Here is a 15,620-nt window from a genome sequence, read left to right as displayed (position 1 = left end):
GAGAACGTCATGAGTACAGGATGCGGATGTGGTGGCGGTAACGGCGGCAGCGGTGGTTGCGGCTCGTCGGCCAAAGAACCGGTGGTGGCCGAGGGTGTGGCCCAGGCTTCTTTCGAGGAGATCAAGGCGCCGGAGTTGATCGCCAGCAGTGAACAGGAATGGCCGATCATCAGCGTCAACGGCGTGGCGGTCACGCCCGAGGCCATGGCCCTGGAGTTGCAGTACCACCCGGCCGACAGCCGCGAGGAAGCGGTGTACCTGGCCGCCCGCGCGCTGGTGATCCGCGAGCTGTTGCAACAGCGGATCGCCGAGCTGGGCCTGGCGGTGGAGATCGCCGCCGGCGAGAACGAAGAAGAAGCCGCCACGCGCCTGCTGCTGGAGCGTGAGGTGACGGTGCCCGACTGCGACGAGGCGACCTGTGTGCGCTACTTCGAGAACAACCGCGGGCGCTTTCACAGCGCGCCGTTGCTGGCGGCGCGGCACATCCTGCTCGAATGCGCGCCGGACGACGCCGAGGCGCGCCACCTGGCGCGCACCCAGGCCGAAGTCCTGCTGCTGAGCCTGGAAGAACAACCGGGCCAATTTGCCGAACTGGCGCTCAAGTACTCGGCTTGCCCGTCCAAGGCCCAGGGCGGTTCATTGGGCCAGGTGAGCAAAGGCCAGACCGTGCCCGAGCTGGAGCGCCAGCTGTTCACCCTGGCCCCAGGCCTGGCCGCCAAGCCGCTGGAGAGCCGTTACGGCTGGCATGTGATCAGTGTCGACCAACGTATCGAAGGCCAGCCGTTGCCGTATGAAGCGGTAGCCGTCGCGATTCGCACCCAGTTGCAGCAAGGGGTGTGGCAGAAAGCATTGGTGCAGTACCTGCAAACCCTGATCGGCGCAGCGGACATCCGTGGCATCGCGCTGCAGGGCGCCGACTCACCGTTGGTGCAGTGACATGAGCCTGGTGGATGGGGTGGGCCGTTCGATCGATTACCTGCGCTTGTCGGTGACCGACCGTTGCGATTTTCGCTGTGTGTACTGCATGGCGAAAAACATGACATTCCTGCCGCGCCAGCAGGTGCTGACCCTGGAAGAACTGGAACGCCTTGCCGCGCTGTTTGTGGGGCAGGGCGTACGCAAGATCCGCCTGACCGGGGGCGAGCCCCTGATTCGCCCGGGCATTGTCGGCTTGTGCCGCAACATCGCGGCGCTGCCGGGCTTGCGTGAACTGGTGATGACCAGCAATGGCTCGCAGTTGGCGCGACTGGCGCGGCCGTTGGTGGAGGCGGGGGTCAAGCGCATGAACATCAGCCTTGACAGCCTGGATACGCAGCGCTTTCGCGCAATTACCCGCAACGGTGATCTGCGCCAGGTGCTGGACGGTATCGAGGCCGCGCGGGAGGCGGGGTTCGAGCGGGTCAAGCTCAGCTGCGTGGTGATGAAGGGGCGCAATTTTGACGAGGTCCCGGCGTTGGTGCGGTATGCCATTGACCATGGTGTCGACATCAGTTTTATCGAGGAAATGCCCCTGGGGGACGTCGGGCGGTCGCGGGGGGAGACGTTCTGCTCCAGCGATGAAGTACGGGCGGTGATTGCCCGTGAGCATGGGCTGATCGATAGCACCGAGAACAGCGGAGGGCCAGCGCGGTATGTGCGATTGGCGGGGCACCCTGGGACCCGGGTGGGGTTTATTTCGCCTAATTCGCATAATTTCTGTGGCAGTTGTAATCGGGTACGAATGACAGTGGAAGGGCAGTTGCTGTTGTGCCTGGGGCAGGAGGATGCGCTGGATTTTCGCGCTTTGTTACGGCGCTATCCGTTGGCGGATGGGCCGTTGGTTGAGGCGCTGCACAGGGGGTTGAAGGGCAAGCCGTTGCGGCATGATTTCAGTGGGGCGGGGGAGGTGCAGGTGGTGCGGTTTATGAATATGAGTGGGGGGTGAGTGCATACCCATTACTTCGGCCTGCCGGGTTAGCTACGCTCCAAAGCTTGTGTTCGGCCAGCGTGTTTGACGGGGCGATTTGAGATCAAAAGCCAAAGCGCGGCGGCCTTAGAGCCGACCGCAGTTGTGTCTGGTGTACTCGGTAAAAAATGTGGGAGGGGGCTTGCCCCCGATGAGGGAGTGTCAGTCACTTATTTTTTACTGACCCGGCGCTATCGGGGGCAAGCCCCCTCCCACATTTGGATCTCCATATATCAGATGGACTTCGGTCTGCTTTTGCTCTGCTTTTGCTCTGGCTTTTGATCTTGATCCTGGGCGCCCCGTCAAACACGCTGGCCGAACGCAGGCTTGAATCCGTGGGTAACCCGGCAGGACGCCGGGTTAGCCGTCCTGGGCCAAGGATGGCCCATGACGGCGGCCCACGGATTCAAGCCGGAGTGAGGGCACACCGAGCCTAGGCGAGGTGCCGAGTGTTGGGGCAAGAGCCCTTTGGTTACTTTGGGGCTCTTTTCCAAAGTGACCCGCCGTAAGGGCGGAACCCTAAGCCGCCGTTACCCAAATAACGGATATACCCCCAATCAAAAAACCTTGACCCCGATCAAGGGACCCCCACCCCATTCTCCGTAACCTCACTGCATCTTGTGTCTTAAAGCCTAAAAACATCTATATGTAGTGCCTGGAGCCCGGAAAATGCAAAACACGCTCACCCCGTTGGTCAGCACCCGCCTACACAAACGCGACGGCAGCCTGGTCCCCTTCAACGCCGAAAAAATCCACCACGCCCTGATCGCCGCCGGCACCGCCACCGGCGAGTACCAGGAGGCCGACGTCGACCTGTTACTGGGCGCCGTCCTGGCCCGCCTGAGGGGCATCGAACACCTGGACGTCGAACAAATCCAGGACAGCGTCGAACGCGTACTGATGGACGCCGGCTACTTCCTCTCCATGCGCGCCTATATCGTCTACCGCGAACAACACGGCCGCCTGCGTCGCGACCGCAAGACCCTGGTGGAAGTCGCCACCTCGATGAACGAATACCTCGACCGCGAAGACTGGCGCGTGCAAGCCAATGCCAACCAGGGCTACTCCCTGGGTGGGCTGGTGTTGAACGTGTCGGGCAAGGTCACCGCCAACTATTGGCTCGACGAGGTCTACAGCCAGCAGATCGGTCGCGCGCACCGCGAGGCGGATTTGCATATCCATGACCTGGACATGCTCGCCGGTTATTGCGCCGGCTGGTCGCTGCGTTCACTGCTGCACGAAGGCCTTAATGGTGTGCCGGGCCGTGTCGAAGCGGGGCCGCCCAAGCACTTGAGCAGCGCCCTGGGGCAGATGGTCAACTTCCTCGGCACCCTGCAAAACGAATGGGCCGGCGCCCAGGCGTTCAGTTCGTTCGATACCTACCTGGCGCCCTATGTGCGCAAGGATCAACTGAGCTACGCCGAGGTGCGCCAGGCGGTGCAGGAGTTTATCTACAACCTCAACGTACCGTCGCGCTGGGGCACCCAGACGCCGTTTACCAACCTGACCTTCGACTGGGTGTGCCCGGAAGATCTGCGCGAGCAGGTGCCGGTGATCGGGGGTGAGGAAATGCCGTTTGCCTATGGCGACCTGCAAGCGGAAATGGAGCTGATCAACCGCGCCTATATCGAAGTGATGCAGGCCGGCGATGCCAAGGGCCGGGTGTTCACCTTCCCGATTCCCACCTACAACATTACCCACGACTTCCCTTGGGACAGCGAGAACGCCGACCGTCTGTTCGAGATGACCGCGCGCTACGGCCTGCCGTATTTCCAGAACTTCCTCAATTCCGATATGCAACCCAACCAGGTGCGCTCGATGTGCTGCCGCCTGCAACTGGACGTGCGCGAGCTGCTCAAGCGCGGCGGGGGGTTGTTCGGTTCGGCGGAGCAGACCGGCAGCCTCGGCGTGGTGACGATCAACTGCGCGCGCCTGGGTTACCTGTTCAAGGGCGACACCTCAGGCCTGTTGCAACGCCTGGACAGCCTGATGGACATGGCCATGGAAAGCCTGGAGGTCAAGCGCAAGGTGATCCAGCACCATATGGACGCCGGCTTGTACCCGTACACCAAGCGTTACCTCGGCACCTTGCGCAATCACTTCTCCACCATCGGCCTCAACGGCATGCACGAGATGCTGCGCAATTTCACCGGCGACGAGCAGGGCATGCACACCGAAGAGGGCCGCGCGTTTGCCCTCAAGCTGCTCGACCATGTACGCGCCACCTTGCTGCGCTTCCAGGAAGACACCGGCCACCTCTACAACCTCGAAGCCACGCCGGCGGAAGGCACCACCTACCGCTTCGCCAAGGAAGACCGCAAGCGCTATCCGGACATCCTGCAGGCCGGCAGCGACGTCGCGCCGTACTACACCAACTCCTCGCAATTGCCGGTGGGCTTTACCCAAGACCCCTTCGAAGCCCTGGAGCTGCAAGACGAACTGCAATGCAAATACACCGGCGGCACCGTGTTGCACCTGTACATGGCCGAGCAGATTTCCTCGGCCCAGGCCTGCAAGCAACTGGTGCGCAAGGCGTTGGGGCGTTTCCGCCTGCCGTACCTGACGATCACCCCGACGTTCTCGATCTGCCCGGTGCACGGCTACCTCGCCGGTGAGCATGAGTTCTGTCCCAAGTGCGATGAAGTGCTGGCACTTGCCGCTGCGCATTGAACCGATCTTCCAACCCGCAAGGAGATTCACCATGCAAACATCCCAGCCACAACGTCAGCGCTGCGAAGTCTGGACCCGGGTGATGGGCTATCACCGGCCCGTGTCGGCGTTCAATCCCGGCAAACAATCCGAGCACAAGGAACGGGTGCATTTCACTGAAACGGCCGCCGTGGCCGGGCGCCAATGAGTCGAGCGCTACGGATCGGGGGCCTGGTGCCCCTGACCACCCTCGACTACCCCGGCATGCTCGCCTGTGTGCTGTTTTGCCAGGGCTGTGCCTGGCGCTGTCGTTACTGCCACAACCCGGACCTGATCCCACCGCGCGGCAGCACGGAGGTGGATTGGCGCCGGGTGTTGCTGTTTTTGCAGCGGCGCAAGGACCTGCTCGACGCCGTGGTGTTCAGTGGTGGCGAGCCGACCTTGCAGGAAGGCTTGCCGGCGGCCATGGATGAAGTGCGGGCGATGGGCTTTCGCGTCGGCCTGCACAGTGCCGGGATCAAGCCGGCAGGATTTGCCAATGCGTTGCGCCATGCCGACTGGGTCGGTTTTGACGTCAAGGCGCTGGCCGAGGATTGCCAGTTGATTACCCAGGTCAGGAACAGCGGTGCCGCCAACTGGCGCAGCCTCGACACCCTGTTGGCCAGCGGTGTGGAATACGAGTGCCGCACCACGGTGCATTGGCATTTGATCGACCCCCCTCGGTTGTTGTTGCTGGCCCAGCGTTTGCAAGCCAACGGTGTGCAACGCTTTGCGGTGCAAATGGTGCGCACGGCCAGCATGCTCGATGCGCAATTGTCGAGCTCACCGGCACAGGCCGCATTGCCGGAGTTATGGGGCCGATTGCGCGAATTGTTTCCTGCTTTTGTATTGCGAGGGTGATGCGTGCCCTCAGCGGATTTTTATAGATGCTGCCCATGACGGGCAGGTTTTCATCAGGGAATAGCACAATGAAGCAATTAACCACGGCACAACGCATTGTCATCGGTTTCGCGATTGCGCCGTTGGCGCTGGCCGGCTTGGTGTTTTACGCCCTTCACGACCTGGCAACCCTCAAGCAGCAATCCGAGCAGATCGTGCAGCAGGACTGGCCCAGGATCGCGCCGATCATGGTGATTGCCACCGGGGTGCGCGATAACGGGCGCAACACCCGCGACCTGCTGATCGACCAGGACAACCAACAGGCCCAGGCCTCCATCGGCACCACGCGCGAACGCATCACCCAGGCGTTCGCTACCCTTGAGCCGCTGCTCGACACCGCTGAAGGCAAGGCGGCCTATGCCACCTTGAAAACCCACCGTGAGGCCTACGTGGCGGCCTTCACCCAGGTGCAGGCGCTGATCCGACAGGGCGCGCGCGAGCAGGGCCTGGCCCAGCTCAAGCAACAGGTGATGCCCGCCGAGTTGGAAGTGTTCAAGAGCCTGGATGCGTTGATGGCCATGCAGGGGCGGCTGTTCGCCGAGCGCCAGCAGGCGGCGCAAATCCTCTATGACGAGGCCCGACGCAATATGCTCGGGCTGTTCCTGCTGTGCCTGGCCCTGGTGGTGGCGGCGGCGGTGATCGTCACGCGCAGCGTCACCCGGCCGCTGGGCGGCGAGCCGGATGAAGTGGCGCGGGTGTTGAGCCACATCGCCGAGGGTGACCTGACCATCGAGGTGCCGTTGGGCAACAGTATCGACGGCAGTGTGATGCGCAATCTGCATCAGATGCAGCAGAACCTTAACCAGATGGTCCGGCATATCGCGGCGTCGGTGGACGGCGTGGCCAGTTCGTCGGAAGAGTTGAGCGCGGTCAGCAGCCAGACCAGCAGCAGCCTGCAGTTGCAGGGCCAGGAAATCGAACAGGCCGCCACCGCGGTGAATGAAATGACTGCCGCCGTCGACGAAGTGGCACGCAATGCCGTGAGCACCAGCGAAGCCTCGCGCCTGTCGGAGCAGACCGCCCAGCGTGGACAGGCGCAGGTGCAGGAAACCGTGGCGTCGATCAACACCTTGGCCACCGGTGTGGTGGAAACCTCGGAGCGTATCCAGCAACTGGCCGGCCGCGTGCAAGACATCAGCAGCGTGCTCGAAGTGATCCGCAGCATTGCCGACCAGACCAACCTGTTGGCGTTGAACGCGGCCATCGAAGCGGCCCGCGCCGGGGATGCCGGGCGAGGGTTTGCGGTGGTCGCCGATGAAGTGCGCGCACTGGCCCATCGCACCCAGACCTCGACCCATGAGATCGAGCAGATGATCGGCAATATCCGCCAGGACACCGAACACGCCGTGGCCGCCATGCACAGCAGCAGTGAACGGGTACAGGCGACCTTGAACGTGGCGCAACGCTCGGGAGAGGCGCTGGACGAAATCACCCGGTCGATCTCGCAGATCAACGAACGCAATATGATGATTGCCAGCGCCACCGAAGAACAGGCATTGGTGGCGCGGGAAGTGGATCGCAACCTGGTGGGCATTCGCAACCTGTCGCAGCAGGTGTTGCAGGGCGCGATACACACCGAAACGGCAGGGCATGACCTGGCCGGGATGGCGGGGACGCTGCATCAGACGGTGGCGCGGTTCAAGGTGTAACTTCGGCTGGTGCGGTCAAAACTGTGGGAGGGGGCTTGCCCCCGATGAGGGTGGGTCAGTGATACTTGGGTTGACTGACTCACCGCTATCGGGGGCAAGCTCCCTCCCACATTAGGATCTCCATATATCAGATGGACCTCGGTCTGCTTTTGCTCTGGCTTTTGATCTTGATCCTAGGCGCCCCGTTAACCACGCTGGCCGAACGCAGGCTTGAATCCGTGGGTAACCCGGCAGGACGCCGGGTTAGCCGTCCTGGGCCAGGGATGGCCCATGACGGCGGCCCACGGATTCAAGCCGGAGTGAGGGCATACCGAGCCTAGGCGAGGTACCGAGTGGTGGGGCAAGAGCCCTTTGGTTACTTTGGGGCTCTTTTCCAAAGTGACCCGCCGTAAGGGCGGAACCCTAAGCAGCCGTGACCGCAACAATGGATATGTACTTATTCCAACCCCAACGACATGGTCGGCCCGAAGGCCGCCACGGGAGCAAGCGCCCGCGCCACAGATACCCATGCTCATCGGGGGCAAGCCCCCTCCCACATCTGGATCGGTGTGCATCAGCCAGCCCACCCCCAGAACTGCAACCACCAGCCACACCCCACCAGCCCATTACTCAGCAGTACGCACAACCACCCGAGGCAACGGCGCCGGGTTTCCAGCTCCTGGAGCTGCCGCCACCCCAACCACAAGCACCAGCCAATCGCGGCGCTCAGCATCAGTGTGCGCGCCGGTTGCACCCACGCCAATGCCAACCCTTCATAACGCAACAACTTCACCGTCGTCGCCGACAGCCCCAGGAACAGCCCTGCACCACCCAGGGGCGTGAGCGTCAGTGCCAAGGGCCGAAACAGTGCGCGATCTCCGGCCACATACGCGGCCAGGCGCAGCAGCAGCCAGCAGCCACCGCCGATCAGCAGTGCGCTGCCACCCAGGTACAGCACGATGCACAGGCCATCGAGCCAGCTGAAGCTGTCGTTGAGTTGTGGGTAGTGGGTGAGCAGCCACCAGGGCGCGTTGTCTTGCAGCAGCCATACCCAGTCGCGGCTCACCAGCCATTCGGCGAGTGTCTGTTTCAGCGCGATAAACCACGGGCTTACGGTCCACTGGAACGCGCCCATGGCCAGGCCGATCACGCCAAACAGCAGCAGGCGCGTATCCCATGGCGAGCCGGGTTGGCGCGGTGCCTGCAGAATCTCTTGATTGCACGAGCGGGCGATAAGTTGCACCGCGCCGCGTTGCCCGCTGCAACGGCCACAGGCGTGGCAGTCGCTGGCGCCTTGCAGGCGGCGGATGTCCAGGAGTGGCGCGCAGTTGGGCAGAGGCAGGCGCGGGGCGCTGTTGGCTTTCCAGCGTTGTTCATCCACGGCGAAATGCAGCGGCGCCATGCGGGCGAGCAGGGCGAACACGCCGCTCACCGGGCACAGGTAACGGCACCACACGCGCTTGCCGCGCACGAATAACAGGCCGACCACCACCGCCGCCAACGTCGAGCCGCCCAGGATCAGCAACGCCGCCTGGGCGTAGTCGTACACACTGATCAACTGGCCGTAGAGCGTGGTGAGGCAAAAGCCCAGGGTCGGCCAGCCGCCCCAACGCAGCCAGCGCGGTATGCCCAGGCCGCGCCCGTGCTGGCTGGCCCATTCGCTCAGTGAACCTTCCGGGCACAGCACACCGCACCACAGGCGCCCGAACAGCACCATCGACAGCAACACGAACGGCCACCAGATCCCCCAGAAGATAAATTGCGCGAGCAGCGTCAGGTTGTTCACCACACGCGCCTGGCTATCCGGCAACGGCAGCAGGGTGGGCAGCACCAGCAATACGGCGTAGACCAGCACCACCGCCCATTGCATGGCACGGATCAGCCGGGCATGGCGGCGCATGCCATCGCCCAGTTGCTGCAGCCAACTCATGCCGCGTGCCGGGCGCGACGCAGGCCGTTGCCCACCCAGAGCCAGTAGCCGAGCAGTACCAACACGGTGATAAGGCTGGGGGCCGCGCGGTAGCCGGCAAAGTCGGCCAGCAGTGCGCCGAGGCCATGGCTGTCACTGAGCAGTGCGCTGCTGTCCCAGCGGCTGTCACCGAAGGCGGCGTAGGCCCACTCGGGCATGTCCATGCCCAGCAGTTGCCCGCTGATGCGATCCACGGCCGCCACCAGCAATGCACCGCCGAGCAGCAACAGCAGCGCCTCGCTGAGGGCGAAAAACAGTGACCAGGAGATAAAGCGCCGACTGCCGCGCAACAGCAGCACGGTGAGCCCTGCCAATGCCAGGCCGAGCACGCCGCCGACGGCGAACAGGCCTTGCGCCTCCTCGTGCAGGCGCGCCCCGGCACCATACAAAAACACCACGGTTTCACTGCCTTCGCGGCTCACCGCCAGCAGCGCCAGTAACAGCACGCCCCAGCCGCCCTGGCGCGCCAGGCGCTCATCGGCTTCGCGTACCAGGGTGTGTTTGAGCGTGGCCGCGTTGCGGTGCATCCAGAACACCATCTGCACCATCAAGCCGCTGGCCAACAGGGTCAGCGCCGCTTGCAGCCACTCGCCCTGTGGACCGGTCATGGTGTCACCGGCCCACAGCATCAAACCGGCCAGACCGGCCGAACACAACAACCCCAGCAGCACCCCGGCCCAGAGGAAGTGGGCCAGTTGCGCATGGCCGGCCTGGCGGCTGATCCAGGCCTGCAGAATGCCGATCACCAGCAGGGCCTCGACGCTTTCACGCCAGACAATAAACATCGATTGGTTCATCAACGGCTCCTATTCGGCGAGGATGCTGCCTTCGGGCAACTGTGGGTTGAACTCGTCGAAGAACGGGTACAACCCCGGCTTGAGCGGGTGGATCACCACAAAGGTGGTCACCCCCGCAGACAACACCTTCTCCACCCGCAGGGGCGTGCTTTCGAATTCGGCCGGGCCTTGGCCGATGTTCTTGAGCACGATCTTGAAACGCTCATCGGCCTTGACCACCAGTTGTGGCGGGTCGAAATGGCCGTCCTGCAGGCTCAACTCATAGGTGGGCAACGGCGCCGCCATCGCCGCGCCGCTCAGCAGCAGGCCGCCCAGCAACAGGGCGCGGCGCATCAATAGCCGCCTTTTTTGCCGATGCCGGCGTAGACGAATTCGTAGTGCACCTCGCAGCGTTCGAACCACGGGGCGACCCCGGTTTCCTTGTCGGTATGACGACCCAGGGAGTGATGGCCGGTGGGCGGTAACACGCTGAAGGTAAGGGTGTATTTGCCGGGGCCTTGCAGCTTGACGTTATCGCCATAGTGCGGCCCGTCATTGGCGACCATGGCGTGGAAATCACCGCTGATGGGGGTGTCGCTGCCTTGTTTCTTCAGGGTGAAAGACAGGTTGAGGTAGGGCACGAAACTGCCTTCCTGAAACCCTTGGGCATTGTCCGCCGTGGCGCGTACGTCGGCCTCCAGGTGCACATCGGAATCGGCCGTGGCGCGCATCATGCCGGCGGGTGCCATCTCGATCGGTTGCAGGTACACCGCGCCGATTTCCAGGCCGGGGCAGTGTTGCGGTTCGCCGATGGGGTACTCCTTGGCAAACACCACGGAGGTGCTCAGCAGCAGGGCAAGGGACAACAAAGAAGGGCTACGCATCGAGGCTTCCTGACGGGTGAGGAGAGAGAACCCGAGTCTAGGAAGGTCAGCCGTAAATAATAATGATTCCTGTCAAGTTTCGAGGATATTTCATCTTGGCCAGGCTTGATGCCGGTCAAGGTTGTACAGGTTTTATCGGGGTAGGTTGCTGGGAGTGTTCGTCGCCAGGGAGTCCACGCATGGCCAAGCCTTTTCCGCTGCATCCCAAGCATCCTGAACGTATCTGTTGGGGCTGTGATCGCTACTGTGCCGCCACCGACCTGGCGTGCGGCAATGGCGCCGACCGCACCATGTACCCGGCCGAGATGATCGGGGACGACTGGTACGAGCATGGCGACTGGGGGCTTGCACCCGAGCCGCCGGTTGCGGATGAACCGTCAGCTGCCTGAGCGGGGTTTTTCCTTGCCGTCTTTATGGGTGTCAGCCGGCCTGGCGGGTTTGCTCGGCGGTTTGGCGGTATCCTTGGTTTTTTTGTCGCTGTCGGAAGGGCTGCTGGGGTAGGTCCCCGGTGGCAGGGCGGAGCCGGCGGCGCCGTCGCCACTCAAGGCGTTGGAGGCAGGTTCAGGGTTATCGCCAAAGGCGGCGAGGGCGGGGCCGGTGAGCAGGGCTGACAGGCCGACGATAAGCACAATCCGTTGGGACGATCTGGTCTTCATGACGCTATCCCCTATCGTGTGGATGTATCAAGAGCCTGGATCAATTCCAGGCTCTTGTCATGCCTCGATCAAGCCGCCATAGGCTTGCTCGACTGCAACTTTTTATGCGCCGCTTTCATGGCTTCCATTTCAGCGCCCAACTCTTCAAGCAGCGCCTTGCCCAGCAGCTTTTTAGCCTGCGGGAACATCTCGGTTTCCTCTTCTTCGATATGGTGCTCCAGCAATTCCTTGACCACTTTGACGCGGCCGGAAAACTCGGTGGTCGAAGGTTCGGTTTGCTTCAGGTCGGGCAGTACCAGGGCGTCGACGGTGCGATGCTCTTCCTTGGCCTCGTGGTACATGATGTCCTGTTCCTTGCCGCCAGCCTTCCTGAATGCCGGGTAGAGGATTTCTTCTTCCAGCTTGGTGTGCAGGCTGATTTCCGCTTCCAGCTTGGCCAGCAATTCAGTGCGTTTTTTAACCCCGCGTTCAGTGGACTCACTCAGTTGAGTCAACAGGGCCTTCACGCGTTCGTGGTCGGCTTTGAGCAGGTCAATGGCATTCATCGGTGACACCTCACGGGAATTTCAGGGCGTGTCGACATGCACGCCTCGTCCAGTCGACAGGTGCATCAGGTGTACCAACTTGAGCAGTTTTTAAATTATTCGTTAATTCAACAGGTTATATGTGATCAGGGGGGCGATTGTCGTGCAGGTTGCATGGTCGGCGCTGCGGCGCGTTGCATTCCACAACGTCGGAAAATTTAAATGAACCCTCGCGGCCGATGCTTGACCTAATGCATACGACCTAGGAGGTGAAGCATGGAAATTCAATATATCTGGATCGGCTTGGCGGTGATTCTGCTGCTGTTGGAGTTGTGGGCGATCAATATCGTCCTGCGCAGCACCGGTGGTTGGGAGAGCAAGGGCTTGTGGTTGGTGATCCTGATCTTTGTGCCGTTGTTTGGCTTGATTGCGTGGGCGATGTTCGGGCCCAAGCGTGAGATGCCGGAGCAGCGTAAAAGCTGAAGGGCTTGGGGAAAGAAAAACAGGCGCCGAGAGGCGCCTGTTTACGTTCAACAGTGACCGTTCAACCGGCGACAGCCTTGGCAATCGCTTCGTTGAACGCCGGCAAATCATCCGGCGTACGCGACGTGATCAACGTCCAGCCATTGGCCTGGCATTGCTTGACCTCGGCATCCACCCATCCAGCCGCGCCGGCGTTTTCCAGGTCGATGCGCACGCTCTTATAGGAGGTCAGGGTCTTGCCCTTGATCACGCCGGCATCGATCAGCGTCCATGGGCCGTGGCAGATCGCGGCGATGGTTTTACCGGCGTCGGCGAAGTCCTTGATCAGGCGCAGCGCCGCCGCATCCTGGCGCAGGGTATCGGCATTGACGGTACCGCCAGGGATGACCAGGGCGTCAAAGTCGCCGCTGACGACGTCCGACAGCTGCACCTCGGACTCCACTGTTTTGTCTTTCTCGGTGTCGCCGACGAAGGTCTGGGTGGTGCCGCCTTTGCTGGAAGCGTGGGTCACCGTGGCGCCGTAGCCGCGCAAGGCGTCCAGGGGTTTGAGCAGCTCGTCGCGCTCGATACCGGTGTTGGAGGTGATGACCAGAATCTTCTTGCCGTTGAGTTGCGAGCTCATGATCGAATGTCTCCTTGCGTCAGTAATGAATTAATGGTCGTGCTTGGCTTGCAGCTCCTTGGCCATTTTTAAATGGGCCTCGAGGGTTGGCAGCGTCTTGGCAGCGAAGGCTTTGAGCTCGGCATTGTCCGAGGACGCCGCTTCCTTCTTGAACAGTTCGACGGTTTTTTCATGAGCGTCGACCTGGTTGTTGGCGTAGGCCTTGTCAAACGATTCGTCACGCAGTTCCAGGATGGCTTTCTTGGCCTTGTCGGTCAGGGCGGCGTCATCCGGCACTTCGATGTCGAGTTTTTTTGCCAGCGCCACCAGTTCCTGATTGGCCTTGGTATGGTCGGTGACCATGTGCTGGGCAAAGGTCTTCACGTCGGCCGAGCTGCTTTTTTCGAGTGCCAGTTTGCCGGCTTCCACCTCGGTGATACCGCCTTGGGCTGCGTCATCGACGAAGCTGTTGGAGGTGGCGGCCATGGCGGTGGACATTGCGCCGGCAACCAGTACGAAAGTCAGGCCCATTTGTTTCATCAGCAGAGTGGTCATGATGGAGCTCCTTGAAGGTGGCGGGATGCCGTTACCTGACTGTTGAGCCGAGGCCTGGGCAAAAGGTTTAAATTTTTTTGTTCCTGTTTTTCTGCGGCAATTTCCTTGAACTATCGAAATTCACAGGCCTCTGCTGCATAAGTGTCCGCCGCTTTCGCGGGCCTTCAATTGCCAGGAGATTTCACCGTGACTGACGCCAAGACTGCCGACAAAACCCCAGACCCCATCAGTTCTGAGCAGGCGCAAAAAGGTACTGATAAAGCTGCCAAAGGCCAGACCCTGGAACGCCCGAATCCAAAGACCGAAACCGTCGATAAAGTGTTGACGCCCACCTCGATCAAAGACACTGAACGCCAGACCGATGCCATCAACGAGCAGGCCGCCAAGGCCGAGCGCAAGCTGGGCCACTGAACATGGCCCGTGCCATTACTGCGGCGGAACTGGGTATCGAGCTAAAGCCGGAGGATGACAGCAGCCTGTTCAAGTGGTTTGTCGCCAGCTTCCTGATGGGCAAGCGCATCCAGGCCCCCATCGCGGCACAGGCGTACAAGGCGATCGTTGAGGAAGAGGGGCGTGATACTGCGCGCAAGCTGCAACATTGCACCTCCCGAGAGCTGGTCTCCATGCTCGGGCGTGCTCACTACGTGCGGTACGACGAAAGCACCGCGCAGCGCCTGCTGGACCTGAGTGCCAAGCTCAACGCCGAGTACGCCGGCAAGATCAGCCACATTCGCAGTGCCAGCGAAAACCGCCAGGCGTTCGAAAAACGCCTGGGGGAATTTGACGGCGTGGGGCCCAAGACCATCGAGATTTTTATGCGCGATGCGGCCAAGGTGCTGTCGTGGTGAGCAGGCTTGTTGTGGCTATCGAGCTTGTCGTGGTGAGCGAGCTTTTTTTGTGGCGAGCGGGCTTGCCCCGCGTTGGGCTGCGAAGCGGCCCTGAAACCTGCCACCGCGTTTAGGCAGGATAGTGGCGGTGACCTTATGTGGGGCCGCTACGCGCCCCAACGCGGGGCAAGCCCGCTCGCCACAATAAACTTGCTGGCCACAACAAGTCTGCCAGTCACAAAAGCCAATCCGCCACACAGCTATTTGATGCCCTGCTGCTACTCGACCTCCACCCGCAACACCTCCAACCCTAACTGCTCATACGCCTCCACACTCGGCACATGCCACTCCGTGATCAACGTGTGAATACGGTTGCACGGCGCCACCACAAACGGTTCCACCGCACCGAGTTTGTCCGCCAGGGTCACCGCCACCACATGGGACGCGCTGTCGAGCAGGGCCTGTTTGACCGCGACCTCGTCAAAATGCAGCGAGCTGATGCCCACTTGCGGATGCAGTGCGCACACCCCGGTAAACAGCAGGTCGGCCTTGATACTCTGGATCAGGCGCACGCTTTCCTGGCCGCTGGTAGACAAGGTGGCCGGGTTGAGTTGGCCGCCGGCGAGAATCACTTTTACATCGCGATGGTCGGCCAGGGCGATGGCGATCATCGGTGACGGCGTGACGACGGTCAGGCGGATCGAGCGCGGCAATGACTGGGCGATCTGCAACGTGGTGGAGCCGGAATCGAACAGCACAATCTGGCCGTCCTGCACCTGGTCAGCGGCGAGTTGTGCAAGTTGACGCTTGGCTTCATTGGTCTCGCCGACCCGGGTGAAGAAGTCCTTGCCGGTATCCTTGGGCCGGGGCAGGGCGCCACCGTGCACGCGCTGCAACAGGCCGGCGGCGGCGAGTTCGCCGAGGTCGCGGCGGATGGTGTCCTGGGACACGGCGAAGTGTTCCACCAGTTCCGAGGCGGTGACTTTGCCGTCGCGTTCCAGCAATAACAGGATCTTTTGTTTGCGCAGGGAAGGCAGGTCGATGGCTTGATGGGTGTTATGCATGTTTGTGCGCTTTTTTGCGGGTTTGTGCGAGATTAGTCCGCAGTCGATATAAACGCAATGGCTGGTTGCCCACCCGAGGGGCGGTTACTCTTTGTGCTCAGTTCAGGGAGAGGTGACCTA

At 61.8% G+C, this 15,620-nt stretch carries 19 protein-coding genes; 10 read left to right on the top strand and 9 right to left on the bottom strand.

Translation table 11 applies throughout. The features are described 5' to 3' along the window. The first annotated feature begins 9 nt into the window (after positions 1-9). The 6 genes from HDC32_RS04155 (at position 10) to HDC32_RS04130 (ending at position 7,182) form a co-directional block, all read left to right on the top strand. Positions 10-936, top strand: coding sequence for a peptidylprolyl isomerase (locus HDC32_RS04155; RefSeq protein WP_131699966.1), 927 nt, complete (start codon positions 10-12; stop codon positions 934-936). 1 nt (position 937) lies between these two features. Further along, positions 938-1,924: a GTP 3',8-cyclase MoaA gene (gene moaA, locus HDC32_RS04150; RefSeq protein WP_184742649.1), complete on the top strand. Its 987-nt coding sequence runs from the start codon at positions 938-940 to the stop codon at positions 1,922-1,924. Positions 1,925-2,614: 690 nt separating this feature from the next. Then, complete coding sequence (locus HDC32_RS04145; RefSeq protein ID WP_184742647.1) at positions 2,615-4,615, top strand: ribonucleoside triphosphate reductase; 2,001 nt, start codon at positions 2,615-2,617, stop codon at positions 4,613-4,615. Between the two features lie 31 nt (positions 4,616-4,646). After that, positions 4,647-4,802 carry an anaerobic ribonucleoside-triphosphate reductase gene (gene nrdD, locus HDC32_RS04140; protein ID WP_027607168.1) on the top strand — a complete coding sequence of 52 codons (156 nt, stop codon included), beginning with the start codon at positions 4,647-4,649 and terminating at the stop codon, positions 4,800-4,802. Next, positions 4,799-5,494 carry an anaerobic ribonucleoside-triphosphate reductase activating protein gene (locus tag HDC32_RS04135; protein WP_145338834.1) on the top strand — a complete coding sequence of 232 codons (696 nt, stop codon included), beginning with the start codon at positions 4,799-4,801 and terminating at the stop codon, positions 5,492-5,494. The genes nrdD and HDC32_RS04135 overlap by 4 nt, the downstream gene beginning before the upstream one ends. 68 nt (positions 5,495-5,562) lie before the next feature. Continuing rightward, on the top strand, positions 5,563-7,182 hold the full coding sequence (locus HDC32_RS04130; protein WP_184742645.1) for a methyl-accepting chemotaxis protein: 1,620 nt from the start codon (positions 5,563-5,565) through the stop codon (positions 7,180-7,182). Between the two features lie 553 nt (positions 7,183-7,735). Here HDC32_RS04130 and HDC32_RS04125 read toward each other — a convergent pair. The 4 genes from HDC32_RS04125 to HDC32_RS04110 are packed head-to-tail and all read right to left on the bottom strand — an operon-like array spanning position 7,736 to position 10,790. Beyond that, a complete protein-coding gene (locus HDC32_RS04125; protein ID WP_184742643.1) occupies positions 7,736-9,091 on the bottom strand; it encodes a 4Fe-4S binding protein in 1,356 nt (451 codons plus the stop codon). After that, positions 9,088-9,927: an FTR1 family protein gene (locus HDC32_RS04120; protein ID WP_184742641.1), complete on the bottom strand. Its 840-nt coding sequence runs from the start codon at positions 9,925-9,927 to the stop codon at positions 9,088-9,090. Before HDC32_RS04120 ends, HDC32_RS04125 begins: the two co-directional genes overlap by 4 nt. A 9-nt stretch (positions 9,928-9,936) precedes the next feature. Then, positions 9,937-10,260, bottom strand: coding sequence for a cupredoxin domain-containing protein (locus HDC32_RS04115; RefSeq protein WP_131699213.1), 324 nt, complete (start codon positions 10,258-10,260; stop codon positions 9,937-9,939). Further along, on the bottom strand, positions 10,260-10,790 hold the full coding sequence (locus HDC32_RS04110) for an iron transporter (protein ID WP_131699214.1): 531 nt from the start codon (positions 10,788-10,790) through the stop codon (positions 10,260-10,262). The genes HDC32_RS04115 and HDC32_RS04110 overlap by 1 nt, the downstream gene beginning before the upstream one ends. Before the next feature lie 179 nt (positions 10,791-10,969). Between HDC32_RS04110 and HDC32_RS04105 the strand changes: the two genes are divergently transcribed. Then, complete coding sequence (locus HDC32_RS04105) at positions 10,970-11,179, top strand: DUF3079 domain-containing protein (RefSeq protein ID WP_184742639.1); 210 nt, start codon at positions 10,970-10,972, stop codon at positions 11,177-11,179. On the opposite strand, the gene HDC32_RS04100 is transcribed toward HDC32_RS04105, so the two are convergent. Both HDC32_RS04100 and HDC32_RS04095 read right to left on the bottom strand, forming a co-directional pair. Next, the gene (locus HDC32_RS04100) at positions 11,168-11,446 is read right to left on the bottom strand and encodes a hypothetical protein (RefSeq protein WP_184742637.1); all 279 of its coding nucleotides are present in this window, start codon (positions 11,444-11,446) and stop codon (positions 11,168-11,170) included. The two genes, HDC32_RS04105 and HDC32_RS04100, sit on opposite strands and share 12 nt — an antisense overlap. Before the next feature lie 68 nt (positions 11,447-11,514). Then, positions 11,515-11,991 carry a hemerythrin domain-containing protein gene (locus tag HDC32_RS04095; protein ID WP_145337455.1) on the bottom strand — a complete coding sequence of 159 codons (477 nt, stop codon included), beginning with the start codon at positions 11,989-11,991 and terminating at the stop codon, positions 11,515-11,517. Positions 11,992-12,246: 255 nt separating this feature from the next. Between HDC32_RS04095 and HDC32_RS04090 the strand changes: the two genes are divergently transcribed. Next, positions 12,247-12,453, top strand: a complete 207-nt coding sequence (locus HDC32_RS04090) for a PLDc N-terminal domain-containing protein (RefSeq protein ID WP_028616597.1) — start codon at positions 12,247-12,249, stop codon at positions 12,451-12,453. A gap of 61 nt (positions 12,454-12,514) precedes the next feature. On the opposite strand, the gene HDC32_RS04085 is transcribed toward HDC32_RS04090, so the two are convergent. After that, on the bottom strand, positions 12,515-13,075 hold the full coding sequence (locus tag HDC32_RS04085; RefSeq protein ID WP_131699217.1) for a type 1 glutamine amidotransferase domain-containing protein: 561 nt from the start codon (positions 13,073-13,075) through the stop codon (positions 12,515-12,517). Between the two features lie 30 nt (positions 13,076-13,105). Further along, positions 13,106-13,609 carry a DUF4142 domain-containing protein gene (locus HDC32_RS04080; RefSeq protein WP_131699218.1) on the bottom strand — a complete coding sequence of 168 codons (504 nt, stop codon included), beginning with the start codon at positions 13,607-13,609 and terminating at the stop codon, positions 13,106-13,108. 186 nt (positions 13,610-13,795) lie between these two features. On the opposite strand from HDC32_RS04080, the gene HDC32_RS04075 reads away from it, so the two are divergent. Then, complete coding sequence (locus HDC32_RS04075; RefSeq protein WP_131699219.1) at positions 13,796-14,020, top strand: hypothetical protein; 225 nt, start codon at positions 13,796-13,798, stop codon at positions 14,018-14,020. 2 nt (positions 14,021-14,022) lie between these two features. Further along, positions 14,023-14,457, top strand: a complete 435-nt coding sequence (locus tag HDC32_RS04070; RefSeq protein WP_184742635.1) for a DNA methylase — start codon at positions 14,023-14,025, stop codon at positions 14,455-14,457. Positions 14,458-14,714: 257 nt separating this feature from the next. Here HDC32_RS04070 and HDC32_RS04065 read toward each other — a convergent pair whose 3' ends face one another. Beyond that, on the bottom strand, positions 14,715-15,500 hold the full coding sequence (locus HDC32_RS04065; protein WP_145337460.1) for a DeoR/GlpR family DNA-binding transcription regulator: 786 nt from the start codon (positions 15,498-15,500) through the stop codon (positions 14,715-14,717). Positions 15,501-15,620: the final 120 nt, after the last annotated feature.

Source organism: Pseudomonas sp. JAI120 (assembly GCF_014207255.1).
GTDB lineage: Bacteria > Pseudomonadota > Gammaproteobacteria > Pseudomonadales > Pseudomonadaceae > Aquipseudomonas.
This window is presented reverse-complemented; position numbering and strand designations above follow the sequence as displayed.